Origin of the sequence: Sneathiella litorea (genome assembly GCF_009882915.1) — a bacterium.
Lineage (GTDB): Bacteria > Pseudomonadota > Alphaproteobacteria > Sneathiellales > Sneathiellaceae > Sneathiella > Sneathiella litorea.
Genome location: NZ_WTUW01000002.1, coordinates 868,766 through 884,661, shown reverse-complemented (window position 1 = coordinate 884,661; position 15,896 = coordinate 868,766). Strand labels below are relative to the sequence as shown.

The following is a 15,896-nucleotide window of genomic DNA, read 5'->3' as shown; positions in this document are numbered from 1 at the left end:
AGATGAGGGGATGATGACGACAGTTTATGAGGCCTTTTGCACAACCGTAGCGAAATATCCTGACAACGCTTTTCTCTGCGTTCCGGCCTATGACAAACGAAGTTATCATCCCGACGGCGTCGAGATCACCTATGCGGAGGCGGCGGAAGAGGTCGCGCGGTTGAGGTCGACATACCGTTCGTCAGGTTTCTCCCACGGAAACCGGGTTGCTTATCTCCTTGAGAATCGGCCGGATTACCTTCTTCATCTGTTGGCGGCAAATTCCCTGGGCGTTTCCTGTGTGCCACTAAATCCCGACTACCTGCACGATGAGATGCTCTATCTGCTGGACCATTCCGATGTCGATCTTGTGGTCACGATTGAGGAGCGGGCAAAAGATGTGCAGGCGGCGGCATCAGAACGCGAGCGCCCTCTACCTGTTGTGATGTTTGAACGGTTCTCCGGTCATTTGCCACGGCCCCGACCGGCCCCTAATCCCGGTTCCACCCCCGGTTTGATGAGCGAGGTCAGCCTGCTCTATACCTCCGGCACGACTGGGCGGCCGAAGGGCTGCATCCTGACCAATGACTATTTCCTGACCGCTGGCCGGACCTACATGGAACTCGGCGGTGTCGCCACCATCCGGGAGGGGGAGGAGAGAGTCTATAATCCCCTGCCGCTCTTTCATATGAATGCGGGCGCAGTCTCTTTTGTCTGCATGATCCTGTCCGGGGGATGTCTGGTCATCCCGGATCGGTTCCACCCGACGACTTGGTGGCAAGAGGTTGTTGAGACCCGGGCGACCATCATTCATTATCTTGGAATAGTGCCGCCACTTCTTTTGAATCAGCCAAAAAGTAATCTCGACACCGCGCATTATGTTCGCTTCGGGCTTGGTGCCGGGGTCGAGCCAGAGCTGCATGAGGTGTTTGAAAAGCGTTTCGGCTTTCCGCTGGTCGAAGTCTGGGGCATGACGGAAACCGGACGTATTCTCGCGGATAGCATGGAGCCGAGACAAATTCATACCCGTGCCTTCGGCCGCCCCACCGACGAGTTGCAGGCCCGCGTCGTCGATGATAAGGACCGGGACGTCCCGGCTGGCACTGAAGGGGAATTGCTGGTGAATTGCGCGGGTGACGATCCACGGCGCGGTTTTTTCGCAGGCTATCTCAAGAATGAGGCGGCGACCGAGGAAGTCTGGAAAGGGGGCTGGTTTCATACCGGCGATACCGTGCGCCAGGATGAGAGCGGTATGCTTTATTTCGTCGATCGCAAGAAGAATATCATTCGCCGTTCCGGGGAGAATATTGCGGCGGCAGAGGTCGAAGCCGTGCTGCAGGCGCATGATGACGTGGCAAAAGTCGCGGTCATTTCAGTGAAGGACGAGCTCCGTGAGGAGGAAGTGATGGCCTGCATCGTGCTGATGGAAGGAATCGCAGCCTCAAGCGAGAAGGCGGAGGACATCTTCAACTACTCCAATGGCAGCCTTGCCTATTTCAAGACGCCGGGCTATATACTTTTTCTGGATGATCTGCCGACAACAGGCACCCAGAAAATCCAGAAAGCAAAGATTTTCGGGCCCGACGTCGATCCACGGGAGCAGCCGGGTACTGTCGATTTCAGAAAACGCAAGAAGAAATCCAAATAACTCTACCAAGTTAATGTAAATACAGGTTGTGAAGCAAACGTTCGTTTGGTAGCCTGCGCCTTTTATGGGCCCGTTCGGGCGTTTAGTGAAAGGATCCAAAATGGCTTCGTCTGAGACTTCTTCCACCCTGATTGGCGCTCTGTGGAGCGTTGATGCAGAGGCTTCCACTTCGTCAAAGATCTTCCGCCTTGCCATTCTGGCATTGGCAGGCAGCATGATTATGGCAATCTCCGCGCAGATCGCCGTCCCTATGTGGCCGGTTCCCATGACGATGCAGACCTTGGCGGCCTCTCTGATTGGCGCAGTTTACGGCTGGCGTCTTGGTGGGGCAACGGTGGCGCTTTATATCGCGGAAGGCGCGATGGGTCTGCCCGTATTCTCAAGCGGTGGCAGCTTGGCTTCCCTCGTCGGTCCGACGGCCGGTTATATCTATGGCTTCGTTGCGGCGGCGGCTCTGGTTGGTTACCTGGTTGAAAAGGGTTGGGGCGCGACGATTCTGAAAAGTACTGTTGCCATGACCCTTGGCACCGCCGTGATTTTTGCAGGTGGCCTTTCCTGGCTCTCCACCCTGATCGGGTTTGAGGCGGCCCTGGTCTCCGGTTTCTATCCCTTCATCGTTGGCGGTATGGTCAAGATTGCACTGGCTGTTGCCCTTTTGCCGATCGTTGGCAATCTGGTCGGTAAAATCCGCAAATAAGCAAAACAGACCGAACAAACATCAGGCAGGCGGGGAGCAGGAAATGTTTCCCGCCTGTTTTTTTTAGTAGCTCGCGCCGTTGAGATAATACGGTAGCCATGTCGCAAGTGCCGGAAAGGCGGCGAGCAGGCTTAGCGCAACAAGCTGCAGAAGGACAAAAGGGATCACCCCCCGGTAGATAACGCCAGTCGAAACTTCAGGCGGGGCAACGCCGCGGAGGTAGAAAAGGGCGAAACCAAAGGGCGGTGTCAGGAAGGATGTCTGCAAGTTGAGCGCGATCATGATGCCAAGCCAGATCGGGCTGATATCCATGAGCAGCAGCACCGGCGCGACCACCGGTACCACGACGAAGGCAATCTCGACAAAATCGAGGAAAAAGCCCAGCACAAAAATAATTCCCATGACCACAAGCAGGGCAGCGAAGCGCCCGCCCGGAAGATCGCTGAGTAGTCGATAGACAAGCTCATCCCCGCCAAGCCCCCGGAAGACGAGGCTGAAGATGGTCGCTCCGATCAGGATAACAAACACCATTGCCGTCATCTCCATGGTTGACTGGCAGACCTCCTTCAGGATGTTGTCCTGGAGGAGCCGGAACAGGGCCAGGGCGAGACCGGCCACCGCAAGGGCGAGAAGAAGAAAGGCGAGCGCGGCGGCAAAATTGATTCCCTCCGTAGCAATGCCTTTCAGGTCAGTGATATTGGCAAGAAACAGCACAAGGACAATGCTCGCCCCGGCCACATAGAGCAGCGCTGTCGCCGGGCCATCGATCCGGAGCGCGGCCAGCAGGATTGCCCCGATCGCGCCGACGGACGCCGCCTCTGTCGGGGTCGCAATCCCGAGCAGAATCGAGCCCAGCACCGCAATAATCAAGATCACCGGCGGCAGGAGGGAGCGAAGCAGGCTGGGGATCAGGTTTTCGTCCGCTGCGGTCCCGTCCTCTTCCAATATTGCCGGTGAACTTTCCGGTTTAAGGAAGGCGATTATAACCTGATAGGAAATGTAGAGCCCGACGAGGATCAGGCCGGGAATGAGTGCACCGGCGAAAAGATCGCCAACGGAGACCGGCTCCGGAGACCAGTTGCCTTTCAGGGATTGCGCGGCGACATAGGCGTTGGAAATTTGTTCCGCGAGGATAATCAGAACGATGGACGGCGGAATGATTTGGCCAAGGGTACCCGCCGCACAGATCGACCCGGTGGCAAGCCTTGGATCATAGCCCTTTTTCAGCATGGTCGGCAGGGACATCAACCCCATGGTGACAACTGCCGCACCGACAATCCCGGTTGATGCGGCAAGCAAGGCCCCGACAATAAACACGGAAATCCCGAGGCCGCCGCGCAAACTGCCAAACAGGCGCCCCATGGCGTTCAAGAGCTCCTCCGCCACCCGCGATTTTTCCAGCATGATCCCCATGAAGATAAAAAGCGGTACCGCAAGCAGGGTCTCGTTCCACATGGCGACCCCGAAGATACGGGACGGGATGGCGCCCAAGAGGGAGGGGTCGAATACGCCTAGCATCCAGCCTAGCGCGCCCATAAAAAGGGCGCTGCCAGCGAGTGTGAATGCCACCGGATACCCTGCCATCAGACTGAGGATGGTGAGCGCGAAAAGCCCGATGGCGAGATATTCCGGAAGGATCATGTTGAAACCCCGGAACGGAGTTGAGCAAGGGCCCGGCATGCCACAGCGAGCCCTTGTAGAATTAGCAGGACTGGAAAGACCAACAACAGTGATTTCATCAAGTAGAGGACGGGTAGGCCAGAGCTTTCGCGTGAGCCTTCAAGGATTATCCAGGAACCGGCGACATAGGGCCAGCTGATGATCAGGATCACCAGGCAAACCGGAATTAACAGGAACAGGGTACCCAAAAGATCAATGACCGCCTTACCTTTCACGGGCAGCTTGCCATAGAGAATATCAATGCGCACATGGCCGCCACGGCGCAGGGTATCAGCCGCCCCCAGCATGAAAAGCAACGCAAAACTGTAGATGATGCTCTCCTGTAAGGCGACCAGGCCGATGCCAAAGACATAGCGGGCAAGGACCAGCCCAAACTGCGCGAGCACCATAAACACCGCCAGCCAGGAAACATATTTTCCAATGGCGGCACTCAGTGTATCGAGTAATCCGGCAAGTGAGGTGAGGCGGGTCACACAGATTTCTTCCAAATTACAGGGCCTTGGCCCCAATCTACCAGAACTATCGGCGTTATAGGGGAGCCGCCGGAATTTGGCAACTGTGGGGAAATTTGGCTTGAGCGTAATAAAAAAACGCTCCAGATTCGAGAAATTACCGTGGAATTTGACGTCATTCGCCTTAAGTATCGGGAATAAAAGCCTTTTTTCAAACAACTTTCAAGAAAAGGTGATGAGAATTTTATCAATCGCAAATAAAATGAGTAAAAATAAAATATAGATAATAAAAACAACTATTTAAATCTTTATATTCAACCATAATAATAGAAGATGTCAATAATATGCGAATTTTTGAATATGAAAATTTGCCTTGTATTTGATCTGTCTTCCTGCAAAATGCGATCAACAGGGAAAATTCGCGAAATCTAAAAATACCGGCACATGATGCTGGAAGAATAGAAATCTGCACCAAAGCAGATCACCGAAACCCCGCGAACAATCTGTTACATGAAAGCTAATATCGAGGGGCGGGCCAATCCGTCTTTCAGTTTCAAAATGGGAGGAACATTTTATGGAACGACGCAAGTTTTTAACAGGCGCTGCAATTGCTGGTGCCGGAGTTGCTGCGGCACCTTTTGCGGCACCTGCGCTCGCACAGGAACGCCGGGAGATGACAGTTGTCTCCACCTGGCCGCGGGATTTTCCGGGGCTTGGAATCAGCGCCCAGCGTCTTTGTGCACGTATCACTGAGGTAAGTGAAGGCCGTATCACGGTAAACTATTTCGCTGCCGGTGAGCGGGTTGGCGCCTTCGACTCGTTCGACGAAGTTGCCTCCGGTAATGCGCAAGCCTATATCGGCGCTGACTATTACTGGAAAGGCAAGCATCCGGGCTTCGCCTATTTCACTTCCGTGCCGCTTGGCATGACCACGGTGGAATGGAACGCCTGGATCAAGTTCAAAGGCGGTCAGGATCTCTGGGATGAAATGTCCGGCGAATTTGGGCTAAAGGCACTGCCTTGCGGCGCAACCGGTACCCAGATGGGGGGTTGGTTCAACAAGGAAGTGAACTCGGCCGAAGATTTCAAGGGCCTCAAGTTCCGTATGCCGGGTCTCGGCGGCGACGTTATTGCCAAGCTCGGCGCGTCTGTTGTCTCTCTTCCTGGTGGGCAGATCTATGAAAACCTTGTTTCCGGCGCAATTGACGCAACGGAATGGGTTGGTCCTTACAACGACTACTTCCTGAAATTCTACGAAGCCGCCAAATATTACTACTATCCGGGCATGCATGAGCCGGGTGGGGGACTTGCCTTCGGCATGAACAAATCCTGGTGGACAAGCCTCACGAAATGGGAACAGGACCTGATTACGGTCTGCTGCATGGAAGAGCATGCCGCGCAGTATGAAGAGGCTCAGGCTCTTAACGGTGAATATCTGCAGAAGATGATCACGGAAAATGGTGTTGTTCTCAAAGAATTCAGTGACGACGTGTATGACGCCTTTGCCGAAGCCGCCGCAGCCGTCTTCGAGGAAACACGCGCCCATAGCGCCCTTGCCACGAAGATCGACGATTCCTTCCAGATGAACCTCCGGGAAATCGGGGGATATCAGAAGATCGCGGAGGTCGCGTTCTCGAACCAGCGGAACCGGGTTCTGGGAATTTAAATAGCATGAGTTGCACGGCGGGGGCGGGACAGAAATCTCGCCCCTTCCACTATGGGAGGCGCTTATGACGAAGGCGGAAGATGTATATGCATCTAACCACGGGCTACAATGGGCCGTTCGTATCTTTGGCTGGTGTATGTTGGTTGCGCTGCCAATCTATTTTTTCAATAATTACCTGATTTTCGTTCTTGAATGGCCTGGGATAGGACATATTTTCGGCGACGGCGACACAACGTTTAAGGCTTGGATACAGCTGGGAACATATGTCGCCGGAATTGTTTTTGCCGTTGTCCTTGTTCGCCGCACTGCGAGCCGACATTTGCGGGACGAGGCGAAGATGATTACCCGTTTCAATACCTATCTGGTCCGGGCGGCCTTCTGGGCTGTATTCATTGTTGGCATTGCTGACACATCCCTTTCATTCCTCCGGATAGAGGGATTGCTTCCCTATATTGTCGGCGACTATCTGAATGCTGAACTGGGACGCGTGCATTTCCGCGGTCCTTATGTCCATTTACCGCTGATCTTTCTATCGCTCCTGATTGCCCTTCGGTCCCGCACTCTGGGATTCCAGTGGTTGGCCCTTTTGGTTGTCTTTGCTGAATTGGGGATTGTTATCTCGCGTTTCATCTTCTCCTATGAACAGGCTTTCATGGGGGATCTGGTCCGTTTCTGGTACGCGGCGCTGTTTCTGTTTGCCAGTGCCTACACCCTTGTTGAGGAAGGGCATGTGCGCGTTGACGTTTTCTATGCCGGCTTTACCAACAAGACTAAAGGTTTCGTCAATGCACTCGGCACCCTGTTTATGGGGATCACGCTCTGCTGGACGATCCTGTTTGTCGGCATGGGGAGCAAGGCGGCCATCATATACAGTCCGCTTGCAAATTTTGAAGTGAGCCAGTCCGGTTTCGGCATGCAGGTGAAATATCTTATGGCCGGATTTCTTGCCGTGTTCGCGGTGACCATGTTGATCCAGTTCGTCAGCTATCTGATGGAGGCCGTTGCCGATTATCTGGAACAACCGGGCCATCAGGATCATGAAGCCTCACTGACGGGATAGAGTATAAATTATGGAACTTGTCTTTCTCGCCCTACTAATTTTTCTAATGGCACTGGCTCTCGGGTCGGGTTATCCGGTCGCTTTCGCGCTTCCGGGTTCGGCAATTGTCACGGTTAGCATCGCAGCTATCATCGGGTATGCCGCGACGGGTAATCCGGATGCTTACTTCTCACACGGGGGGCCCTGGCAATGGTTGAGCGCCGGGGTGACCAACCTGCGAGGTGTTTACTGGGAGGTTGAGCGCGATACGCTGATCGCCATTCCGCTGTTCATCTTCATGGGAATCATGCTGCAGCGCTCTAAAATTGCCGAGGATTTGCTGGTCACCATGGCCCAGCTGTTCGGCCCGGTGCCGGGTGGTCTTGGTATTTCCGTTGTGTTCGTGGGCGCGCTTCTGGCGGCAACCACCGGCATTGTCGGTGCAACTGTGGTCGCGATGGGGCTGATCTCCCTGCCGGCGATGCTGCGCAACAACTACTCCAAATCGCTGGCGACGGGGACGATTGCCGCCTCCGGCACCTTGGGGCAGATTATCCCGCCATCAATTGTTCTCATCATTCTCGCTGACCAGCTGGCCAGCGCGGTGGATCAGGCGGGGACGGCACGCAAGGCGCTCTACAAGTCCGCAACGGGAGAGCTGTCCATGCCTTCCTCCTTTGATGTGGTCTCCACCAGCGCCGGTGAAATGTTCCTCGGGGCCTTCATCCCGGGTTTGCTGCTTGTCGGCATATATATGCTGTTCATCCTGATTTATGCCCTGATAAACCCGAAAGCAGCCCCGGCAGTCCATGGCGGGACCTTCGATCGGGCCTTCTTCGGCAAGCTCGCATTAGCGCTGTTTCCGCCGCTTGGGCTGATTTTCCTCGTTCTGGGATCGATCCTGGCGGGCATCGCAACGGTCAACCAGGCCGGTGCGATCGGGGCGGTGGGCGCCATTATGATGGCGGGTTATCGCCTGAAGGAAGGACATAGAGGGGCCTATGCGCCCGTCCTTCTCGGTCTGGCATCACTCGCGCTCATTCTTGGGGCCCTGATTGCGTTTGAGCCGAATATCAAGGCAATCGAAACGACGATGGATGCCATCGGAATTGCCCTTGGCGCCGTCGGGAGTGTGGGTCTAGTCATCGCCATCGGCTGGAGCAGTCTGCGGGCGTTCAAGGTAGAAAATACCTTACAGGAAGTGATGATCGATACGGCGAAAACAACCTCTCTCGTGTTCATCATTCTACTCGGCGCGGCCATGCTTACTGCCGCGTTCCGTGCATTTGGCGGGGAGGAACTCGTCCGGGATTTCCTCAATAGTATGCCGGGTGGCTTCTGGTCAAAATTCATTATCGTCATGGCGGTGATTTTTGTGCTCGGGTTTTTCCTCGACTTCATCGAAATTGCCGTGGTCGTTGTACCGATTGTGGCGCCGATCCTGCTCGCGGACCCGTCGGCGAATATCACAGCCGTCTGGCTCGGGGTTATGATCGGCCTGAACATCCAGACGTCGTTCCTGACACCGCCCTTCGGTTTTGCGCTCTTTTACCTTAGAGGGGTGGCGCCGGCGATTGTTAAAACCGTTGATATGTATAAAGGGGTTATTGCCTTTATCTCCTTGCAGCTGCTCGCGCTGTTGATTGTCGGGCTTTATCCGCAGTTGGTGAATTACCTGCCGAACCGCTCCTCTCTGGTATCGGAGACGGCACCACCACCGCGTAACCCGCGCCTGAACTACTGTGTCGATCATTATATCGCCGATCAGTTCCTGACGAACGGTGCTGCAATCAATGGCTCAATTGCGGAAGCTCGGCAGCTTAATCTTGATTATTTGCCTGCACGGCTGAAATCCAATCTTGAAAAGAGTTTTGATGCTGCGGCTGGTGCCCCAGAACTAATGACCCAGGCGTGGCAGGCCGATGAGGTGATCAATTCAAAGGTTGGGGCATATCTGCCAGTCCAGCAGAGAGTTCGCAGCATTGAAGCCGAGATTGCAGATATCGATCTGGAGATCAAGGATCTCAAGATTGATATTAGCCGGATGTATTCCGAAGATCAGGCGGAGGCAAAGAAGAGGCTGCAGGATCGGGTAGCGGCGCATGAAGAAGAGCGCAAGAAGCTGGTTGCTGAAATTCCGTCAGACTGGAAGGAAACTTACGGCACCTTCAAGAACCTGCTGAAAGATGAAGCACTCCTTCGCAGTAAATTCAATCGGGCCGCCGGGGAGGCATATAAGCCTGTCGCGGAACTTATTGCCGTTCTTAAAAGTAATGAAGCCTATATGGACCTGAAGGCGGATATTATGCAGATCAGTAATGATCTCGCCGGAGCATCCCCGGATGAACTGATTTCGGCGATTGAGGATCTGAGCAGTCGCCTCAGCGATGTAGAAGGCGCTTCCGACATTTCCTCGGGCCTGTCGAAGGTTCGGCGGAGCCTGAAGGCCAGTACGCCGGACTTCGAAAAGGCAACAGAGGAGATGGATAAGGTTGTGACGGATTATGAGAGCCAGATTTCCTGGCGCAATAACGCGGAAACCAACCTCCTGCCGACACTGGAGAAATATGAAGAGTTAATCCGCGACACTATGGGCCTCAGAGAACAGCGCCGGCTGAATAAGGAGCAGGCGCTCTATGTGGCGAGCTGTCAGTCCGGTCATCGGGATGTCTCGCATTACTTCTAAGGTCTGGTGAGTTAGGCAGTCCAGAAAATCAGATGGCGGCGGATGAATAAAAATCCGCCGCCATTTATTTGGCGCATCATTGCGTGATTGTCGTCAGGTCGAGATGAGGGGCGGGGGTTATTCAGTCAATAACTGCCAGCCGTCACGGGTCAATACCTCAGACGGATGAAAGCGTTTCTTATAGGCCATCTTCGGGCTCTCACTTATCCAATAGCCTAGATAGACATAAGGGAGCTGCCGACGTTCTGATTCAACGATATGCCATAGGATAAGATAACTGCCCGGACTCCGATGTTCTTCATCAGGGTCGAAGAAACTATAGACAAGCGATAGGCCATCTTCCATCTCGTCGATCAGGCAGACCGCGAACAGGCTGTTGTCTGGTTTCCGAAACTCCGCGAGTTTGGAACGAACCGGGCTCTCCTCAACCATTGCCTGATAATCGGCAAAATCCATATCCACCATGCCGCCCTCTGAATGACGGGAGGTTAGATATTGGTGGAACAGCTCGAAATGTTCGCGCGTGGCAATCGATGGCAGAACCTTCGCGGTGATATCCGCATTCGATTTCCAAATACGTCGGAAAGATTTTTTGAAGCGAAAATCATGCGCCTTCACGCGGATGGGAATGCAGGCATCACAGCCGTCACAGGCTGGTCGGTAGGCGAGATCCTGGCTGCGTCGGAACCCGGCATGGCTGAGTGTATTATGCAGGCTGTCCGGATCTTCGCCGGCAAGCAGAGTCACTATCTTGCGCTCCAACCGGTCATCGAGATAAGGGCAGGGAGCGGGCGGGGTCGAGAAGAAGAACCGCGACGGGATTTCGACGCGTTTCATCTTTTCATATGTCTCGTATTTTTTCCCATATCATAAAGGTAACGCGAATTGGTTGCTTCGCAAATAGCGCGGTGAAATAAATGTCGTGAATCTACATCAAACCATAATAAAATGGCGCGAAAAGCGAAAAAATGATCCAAAGCAGCACCACAAGCGGCGCACCAGCCTTGAAAAAATCAATAAATTTATAGTGCCCGGGGCCCATGACAAGAAGATTCGTTTGATAGCCCATCGGGGTGGCAAAGGAACAGTTTGCGGCAAAGATTACGGCAAAGACAAAGATCATCGGATCGATGCCAAGTTCCCGGGCAATACTGATCCCGATCGGGGTAAACAGGACGGCCGTCGCGTTATTGCTGAGAATGTTTGTAAAGACAGCAACCAGCAGGAAAAAGGCCGAAAGAATAACGCTTGGGTCAGCCCCGGCCATAAGCGTGAGAACACCATGGGCAAGATAGCTCGCGCCGCCGGTTGCCTGCATGGCCGCCCCAAGGCCGAGAGCCGCCCCTATGAGTAACAGGATACGGCGGTCAATGGACCGGCTTGCCTGATAAACATTCAGGCATCCGCTGATCACCATCGCGACCGCACCGCAGACAGCGGCCACCACGATAGGCAACAGGCCGGTTGCTGCACAAACAACGACGGCGCCGAAAATAAACCGTGCCCGCCAGGCAAGGGCTGTGGCCGGCAGTTCGCGTGCCGACCATTCCAGCAGCAGGACATCCGGGTTGTTGCGAAGTCGCATGATATCCGAGCGATTTCCCAGAATAAGCAGGACGTCACCGGCTTCAAGGCGGATGTCCGTCATTCGGCTGGTCCGGATCATGCGCGAGCGACGCTGAATGCCGATGACAACGCAGCGGGTACGATAATGGAAGCTGATCTGATAAAGCGCCCGCCCGATCATGCGTGACGCCGGGGCGACAACAGCTTCTGCCAGCGTCTGATCCTGTGCGGCGCCGCCAAGTTCTGCGCTGGCTTCCGCATTGGGGCTGTCCGGTTCCAGAAAGCCCTGCAATATTTGCGGATTATCGGCGAAAGCCTCGGTAATGGATTTGCGGGTTCCGGCGAACACCACGGCGTCTGAGGGTTTCAGGCTAAGGCTGTCAAAGGGCGGCAGCAGGACATGCTCCCCGCGCTGAATGAACCGGATCGTGATGTTTCGCAGGCTCGGGAACTGGCCCGCGACCGCTTCCTCACCAACCAGCGGGCTATCCGGAGCAACTTCCATCTGAACGATGAACTGCTTGCCGGACACATCCATGACTTCTCCCTTCATGGACGTCCGGTCCGGTAGAATGCGCGGGATCACCACCAAAGCATAAATAAGCCCGAAAAAGGCAAGAACCGCGCCCGGCACCGTAAAATCAAAGAAGTTTATTTTTGGCTGTCCGGCCTGCACTGCCGCGGCCATGACCAATAGGTTGGTCGAGGAGCCGATCAAGGTGGTCATGCCGCCGAGAATGGAGGCATAGCTCAAGGGAATCATTAATGTCGAGGTGGATCGGTGCATTCGTTCGGCAAGCGCGGTCATCAGCGGGATGAAGATGACAACAACCGGCGTATTGTTCATAAAGGCGCTGATGACCAGAACGGTTGTCAACACGACCGCGATGGCGAGAATGGGGTGATGGCGTCGAAGGGCGACAAGACGGCGGATTGGTTGCTCCAGTGCGCCGGTACGAACAATCCCCTGACCGACAACCAGCAAGGAGAGAACCGTGATCAGGGCCGGATCGGCAATACCTGCGAGAATCTGGGTGGGGGTCAGCAGATTATTTCCCGCATCATCCACCATTGGATAGAAATGAAACAGCAGCAATAACGCGGCGATAACAGCGATAGAGGAGATTTCCAGCTCGATCTGCTCATTGGCAAAGGCGAAAATTGCAACAGCAATAAGGGCGAAAACCGCCCAAATATGAAATACAGATCCAACTATTTCCATGGGCCGTAATATTTTCCTTGCTGTTTTACCATGTCGGAGTAAAAGCTTCGCGTCGGAATTAGTCCGACATTTGCATCATGAGGATTGTCTCAGATCTTGCAAGCCTGTTGTTATTGCTGGATGACCGAATATCTTTGAAGAAAAGCCAGGATGAACCTCTCTTATTATGATGCTTCCGCGGCCGCACGCGCCGAATATCCGCGGCTGAAGGGCGCGCAGAATACGGATGTCTGTATTGTTGGCGCTGGATATACCGGGCTTTGTGCTGCGCTTGACCTGGCCGAGGCCGGGTTTTCAGTCGTCGTGCTGGAGGCTGAGCGGATCGGTTTTGGTGCATCGGGACGCAATGGCGGCCAGATCGCTACAGGCTATTCGCCGGGGATGATTGATACGGAGGCACTGGTCGGGGCAGACGATGCGGCCCGCCTCTGGGACCTGTCTGTCGAGGCGATCCGTCTGCTGAAAGACAGGATTGCCCGCCATAACATAGACTGCGACCTGAAGGCGGGAGAGCTTTATGCCGCCGTCAAGCCCCGCCATCGAGATTGGTTGCTGGAAGAAAAGGCTCATTGTGAGAAATACTATGGGTACAACCAGTATCAATGGATTGAGCCGGAGGAAATGGGTGGATTTCTGGAGACCGAGCGGTTTTGCGGCGGTCTCCTCGATTCGTCAGGTGGGCATCTTCACCCGTTGAATTATGCCCTCGGCCTTGGTAAGGCGGCGCAGGATGCTGGCGTCACGATTTATGAAAACTCCCGTGTTCTGGAAGTCAGGGAAGGGACGTCGCCTCTTGTCACCACGGCGGAAGGGTCGGTGAAGGCACGCTATGTGATCCTTGCCGGGAATGCCTATCTTGCCGATCTGGACCATTCCCTGGCGGCGAAGATCATTCCCGTTGACGCCTGCATCGTGGCGACGGAACCCCTTGGTGAGAAGCGGGCGCGATCCTTGATGAAGACGGAAGCTTGCGTCTCGGATACGAATTTCAATCTTGATTACTTCCGGATGTCGGCGGATCATCGCCTGCTTTATGGCGGGCAGGATAAGCTGATCAGCAAGCGGGAGATGGCGGGGGCGGCAGTTCGGGAGAATATGCTGGTTACCTTCCCGCAGATGGAAGATGTGAAAATCGATTACGTCTGGGGCGGAAAAGTCGCGGTCACGCGCGTTATGCTGCCGGATGTGGGACGTAAGGGGCGTAATATTTACTATGCCCATGGATATTCCGGGCAGGGGGTGCCCCTCTCGGCGATTGTCGGGCGCCTGCTCGCCGAGGCCATCGGTGGCGATGCGGAGCGCTTTGATGTATTTGCGCGTATTCCGCACAAACCCTTTCCAGGAGGGACCGCGCTGCGCGTTCCGCTGTTATCGATTGCCCGGCTGTATTACGAGCTAAAGGATGCCCTATGAGTGGAGCGGAATACGCCGGATCACTGTATTGACAAGATAATCCTGCAACAGGCGACCCCGCGGATTAAACAGCGAGACCAGCAAAATCAGCGATGATGTGGCGGCCAGGGTGAAATAGAAGATCGCGGCGTGAATGAGTGCAACCAGGTAATCCGGCGCGCCGCCATCCATCCGTTCCATCCGGATATTCATAAATCGCATGCCGATTGTCGCATTTCCGGGTCCGCCGACCAGCAGGGTATGATAGATGAGTGGGATTGCCGCCAGAATAAGCACGAGCAGGGGAGTCAATACACCTAAGGTAATGACCCCGATCAGCGTTGCAGCGAAGGCGGCCGCCACGGAAATAACGGCGATACATAGGACGTCGATGGCATAGGCGAAAATGCGCCGCAGACGGATCGATTCATAATCATCGGGATTAAATATGTCGCTGGCGGGCCTGCGTTTCTGGTCGTTTCCCTCGATTGGGGAGAGGTCAATCAACGGGCCGTTCTGATCTTTCATCGCGGACGAAATCCTTTTTCGTTCAAAACAAGTGGTATCGCAATTATTTTGTAAATGGTACTTGTCGGTTGAAATACAATGATCCATTGCTGTTTCCGGGCGCGGCGGAATGGAACGATAGAGGAAGAAACATGCAGTCACGGCCCATCCTCATTCTTGTGCTGGCTGGTGGATTGATCAGTTTGCTCGCCATCGGCGCCCGCGCCGCATTCGGCCTTTTCCTGGAGCCGGTCTCCAGCGAATTCGGCTGGGGGCGGGAAGTGTTCGCCCTTGCCCTCGCCATTCAAAATATCGTCTGGGGACTGTCGCAGCCTTTCGCCTCGGCAATTGCCGACAAATACGGCTCTGGCAGAACGTTACTGGTTTCCGGTTTGGTCTACGCCTCGGGACTGTTCCTGATGTCGCAGACAGGCAGCGCGACGGAGCTGCATCTCACTGCCGGACTAATGATCGGTATGGGGCTCTCCGGTACCGGGTTCGGGGTCGTGATAGGCTCGGTCGGGCGTGCTGTACCGGAAGAAAAACGGTCCATGGCGCTCGGGATTGTCGGTGCGGCGGGAAGCCTAGGCCAGTTCCTGATGGTCCCGCTGGGGCAGGCATTTATTGGAAATTATGGCTGGTCCATGGCGCTCATCCTGCTTGGCGTGTGTGTTTTGCTGATGATACCGGCCGCCGCCTTCGTTACCGGCAAAGCCTCCGATAGCGCCACCGCCGGGGCGGCCAGTCTTTCTGCCGCAATCCGGGAAGCAGCGGGGAATGGCAGTTACTGGCTCCTGTTCTTCGGCTTTTTCGTATGCGGTTTTCATGTCACTTTCGTCGCCGTGCATCTGCCCGCCTATATTGTGGACATGAATGTGGCGCCGGAATATGGCGCGATTGCCTTATCCGTGGTCGGGCTGTTTAACGTGGTCGGGTCGCTGGCGTCCGGATATCTCGGCGGAAAATATTCGAAGAAATATCTCCTCAGTACGCTTTATTTCTTGCGCGCGGCGCTGTTTGTCGCCTTCATCCTCATCCCGATCAGCCCGGTGACCATCCTTGTGTTCGCGGGCGTGCTCGGCCTGCTCTGGTTGTCCACTGTGCCGCTGACTTCGGGGCTGGTGGCGGTCATGTTCGGGCCAAAATATATGACGACGCTATTCGGCTTCGTCTTCTTCGGTCATCAGATTGGCGCGTTTCTCGGGGCGTATATTGGCGGCCTCGCCTTCGACCTGTACGGCTCTTATGATATCGTCTGGTGGATGAGCGTGGCACTTGGCATTATCTCTGGCCTGTTGCACTGGCCGATCAGGGAAAATATGCCGGTCCAGCGGGCTCAGGCAGCGGGCGGGTAACGGGCAG

Annotated in this window: 12 protein-coding genes; 7 read left to right on the top strand and 5 right to left on the bottom strand. The window is 54.9% G+C overall.

What is annotated here, in order from left to right; translation table 11 throughout:
* The first annotated feature begins 10 nt into the window (after positions 1–10).
* A complete protein-coding gene (locus GQE98_RS10615) occupies positions 11–1,627 on the top strand; it encodes an AMP-binding protein (RefSeq protein WP_161315611.1) in 1,617 nt (538 codons plus the stop codon).
* Between the two features lie 100 nt (positions 1,628–1,727).
* Complete coding sequence (locus GQE98_RS10610) at positions 1,728–2,324, top strand: biotin transporter BioY (protein WP_161315610.1); 597 nt, start codon at positions 1,728–1,730, stop codon at positions 2,322–2,324.
* Positions 2,325–2,387: 63 nt separating this feature from the next.
* Here GQE98_RS10610 and GQE98_RS10605 read toward each other — a convergent pair whose 3' ends face one another.
* Both GQE98_RS10605 and GQE98_RS10600 read right to left on the bottom strand, forming a co-directional pair.
* Entirely contained in the window at positions 2,388–3,965 is a 1,578-nt protein-coding gene (locus GQE98_RS10605) for a TRAP transporter large permease (protein ID WP_161315609.1), read from the bottom strand.
* Positions 3,962–4,477, bottom strand: a complete 516-nt coding sequence (locus tag GQE98_RS10600; protein ID WP_202526226.1) for a TRAP transporter small permease subunit — start codon at positions 4,475–4,477, stop codon at positions 3,962–3,964. The genes GQE98_RS10605 and GQE98_RS10600 overlap by 4 nt, the downstream gene beginning before the upstream one ends.
* Before the next feature lie 553 nt (positions 4,478–5,030).
* Here GQE98_RS10600 and GQE98_RS10595 point away from each other — a divergent pair.
* The 3 genes from GQE98_RS10595 to GQE98_RS10585 all read left to right on the top strand — a co-directional run bounded on the left by GQE98_RS10595 (position 5,031) and on the right by GQE98_RS10585 (position 9,847).
* Positions 5,031–6,122 (top strand): TRAP transporter substrate-binding protein, encoded by a 1,092-nt coding sequence (locus GQE98_RS10595; RefSeq protein ID WP_161315608.1) that lies wholly within the window; start codon positions 5,031–5,033, stop codon positions 6,120–6,122.
* Between the two features lie 64 nt (positions 6,123–6,186).
* Complete coding sequence (locus tag GQE98_RS10590) at positions 6,187–7,182, top strand: TRAP transporter small permease subunit (protein WP_161315607.1); 996 nt, start codon at positions 6,187–6,189, stop codon at positions 7,180–7,182.
* A 10-nt stretch (positions 7,183–7,192) separates the two neighbouring features.
* Entirely contained in the window at positions 7,193–9,847 is a 2,655-nt protein-coding gene (locus tag GQE98_RS10585; RefSeq protein WP_161315606.1) for a TRAP transporter large permease subunit, read from the top strand.
* A 117-nt stretch (positions 9,848–9,964) separates the two neighbouring features.
* Here the strand turns inward: GQE98_RS10585 and GQE98_RS10580 are convergent, their stop codons facing one another.
* Both GQE98_RS10580 and GQE98_RS10575 read right to left on the bottom strand, forming a co-directional pair.
* Entirely contained in the window at positions 9,965–10,684 is a 720-nt protein-coding gene (locus GQE98_RS10580; RefSeq protein WP_161315605.1) for an arginyltransferase, read from the bottom strand.
* Between the two features lie 91 nt (positions 10,685–10,775).
* On the bottom strand, positions 10,776–12,635 hold the full coding sequence (locus tag GQE98_RS10575; RefSeq protein ID WP_161315604.1) for an SLC13 family permease: 1,860 nt from the start codon (positions 12,633–12,635) through the stop codon (positions 10,776–10,778).
* 150 nt (positions 12,636–12,785) lie between these two features.
* Here GQE98_RS10575 and GQE98_RS10570 point away from each other — a divergent pair, with 150 nt between their 5' ends.
* Positions 12,786–14,048 (top strand): NAD(P)/FAD-dependent oxidoreductase, encoded by a 1,263-nt coding sequence (locus GQE98_RS10570; RefSeq protein ID WP_161315603.1) that lies wholly within the window; start codon positions 12,786–12,788, stop codon positions 14,046–14,048.
* Here the strand turns inward: GQE98_RS10570 and GQE98_RS10565 are convergent.
* Positions 14,043–14,555, bottom strand: a complete 513-nt coding sequence (locus tag GQE98_RS10565) for an RDD family protein (protein WP_161315602.1) — start codon at positions 14,553–14,555, stop codon at positions 14,043–14,045. The two genes, GQE98_RS10570 and GQE98_RS10565, sit on opposite strands and share 6 nt — an antisense overlap.
* Before the next feature lie 131 nt (positions 14,556–14,686).
* Here GQE98_RS10565 and GQE98_RS10560 point away from each other — a divergent pair, with 131 nt between their 5' ends.
* Entirely contained in the window at positions 14,687–15,889 is a 1,203-nt protein-coding gene (locus GQE98_RS10560; RefSeq protein ID WP_161315601.1) for an MFS transporter, read from the top strand.
* Positions 15,890–15,896 lie beyond the last annotated feature (7 nt).

Coding starts and splice junctions, on each gene's coding strand:
- GQE98_RS10580 (WP_161315605.1), bottom strand. CDS start 10,684: ATGAAACGCGTCGAAATCCCGTCGCGGTTCTTCTTCTCGACCCCGCCC.
- GQE98_RS10610 (WP_161315610.1), top strand. CDS start 1,728: ATGGCTTCGTCTGAGACTTCTTCCACCCTGATTGGCGCTCTGTGGAGC.
- GQE98_RS10585 (WP_161315606.1), top strand. CDS start 7,193: ATGGAACTTGTCTTTCTCGCCCTACTAATTTTTCTAATGGCACTGGCT.
- GQE98_RS10565 (WP_161315602.1), bottom strand. CDS start 14,555: ATGAAAGATCAGAACGGCCCGTTGATTGACCTCTCCCCAATCGAGGGA.
- GQE98_RS10590 (WP_161315607.1), top strand. CDS start 6,187: ATGACGAAGGCGGAAGATGTATATGCATCTAACCACGGGCTACAATGG.
- GQE98_RS10615 (WP_161315611.1), top strand. CDS start 11: ATGATGACGACAGTTTATGAGGCCTTTTGCACAACCGTAGCGAAATAT.
- GQE98_RS10605 (WP_161315609.1), bottom strand. CDS start 3,965: ATGATCCTTCCGGAATATCTCGCCATCGGGCTTTTCGCGCTCACCATC.
- GQE98_RS10595 (WP_161315608.1), top strand. CDS start 5,031: ATGGAACGACGCAAGTTTTTAACAGGCGCTGCAATTGCTGGTGCCGGA.
- GQE98_RS10560 (WP_161315601.1), top strand. CDS start 14,687: ATGCAGTCACGGCCCATCCTCATTCTTGTGCTGGCTGGTGGATTGATC.
- GQE98_RS10575 (WP_161315604.1), bottom strand. CDS start 12,635: ATGGAAATAGTTGGATCTGTATTTCATATTTGGGCGGTTTTCGCCCTT.
- GQE98_RS10570 (WP_161315603.1), top strand. CDS start 12,786: ATGAACCTCTCTTATTATGATGCTTCCGCGGCCGCACGCGCCGAATAT.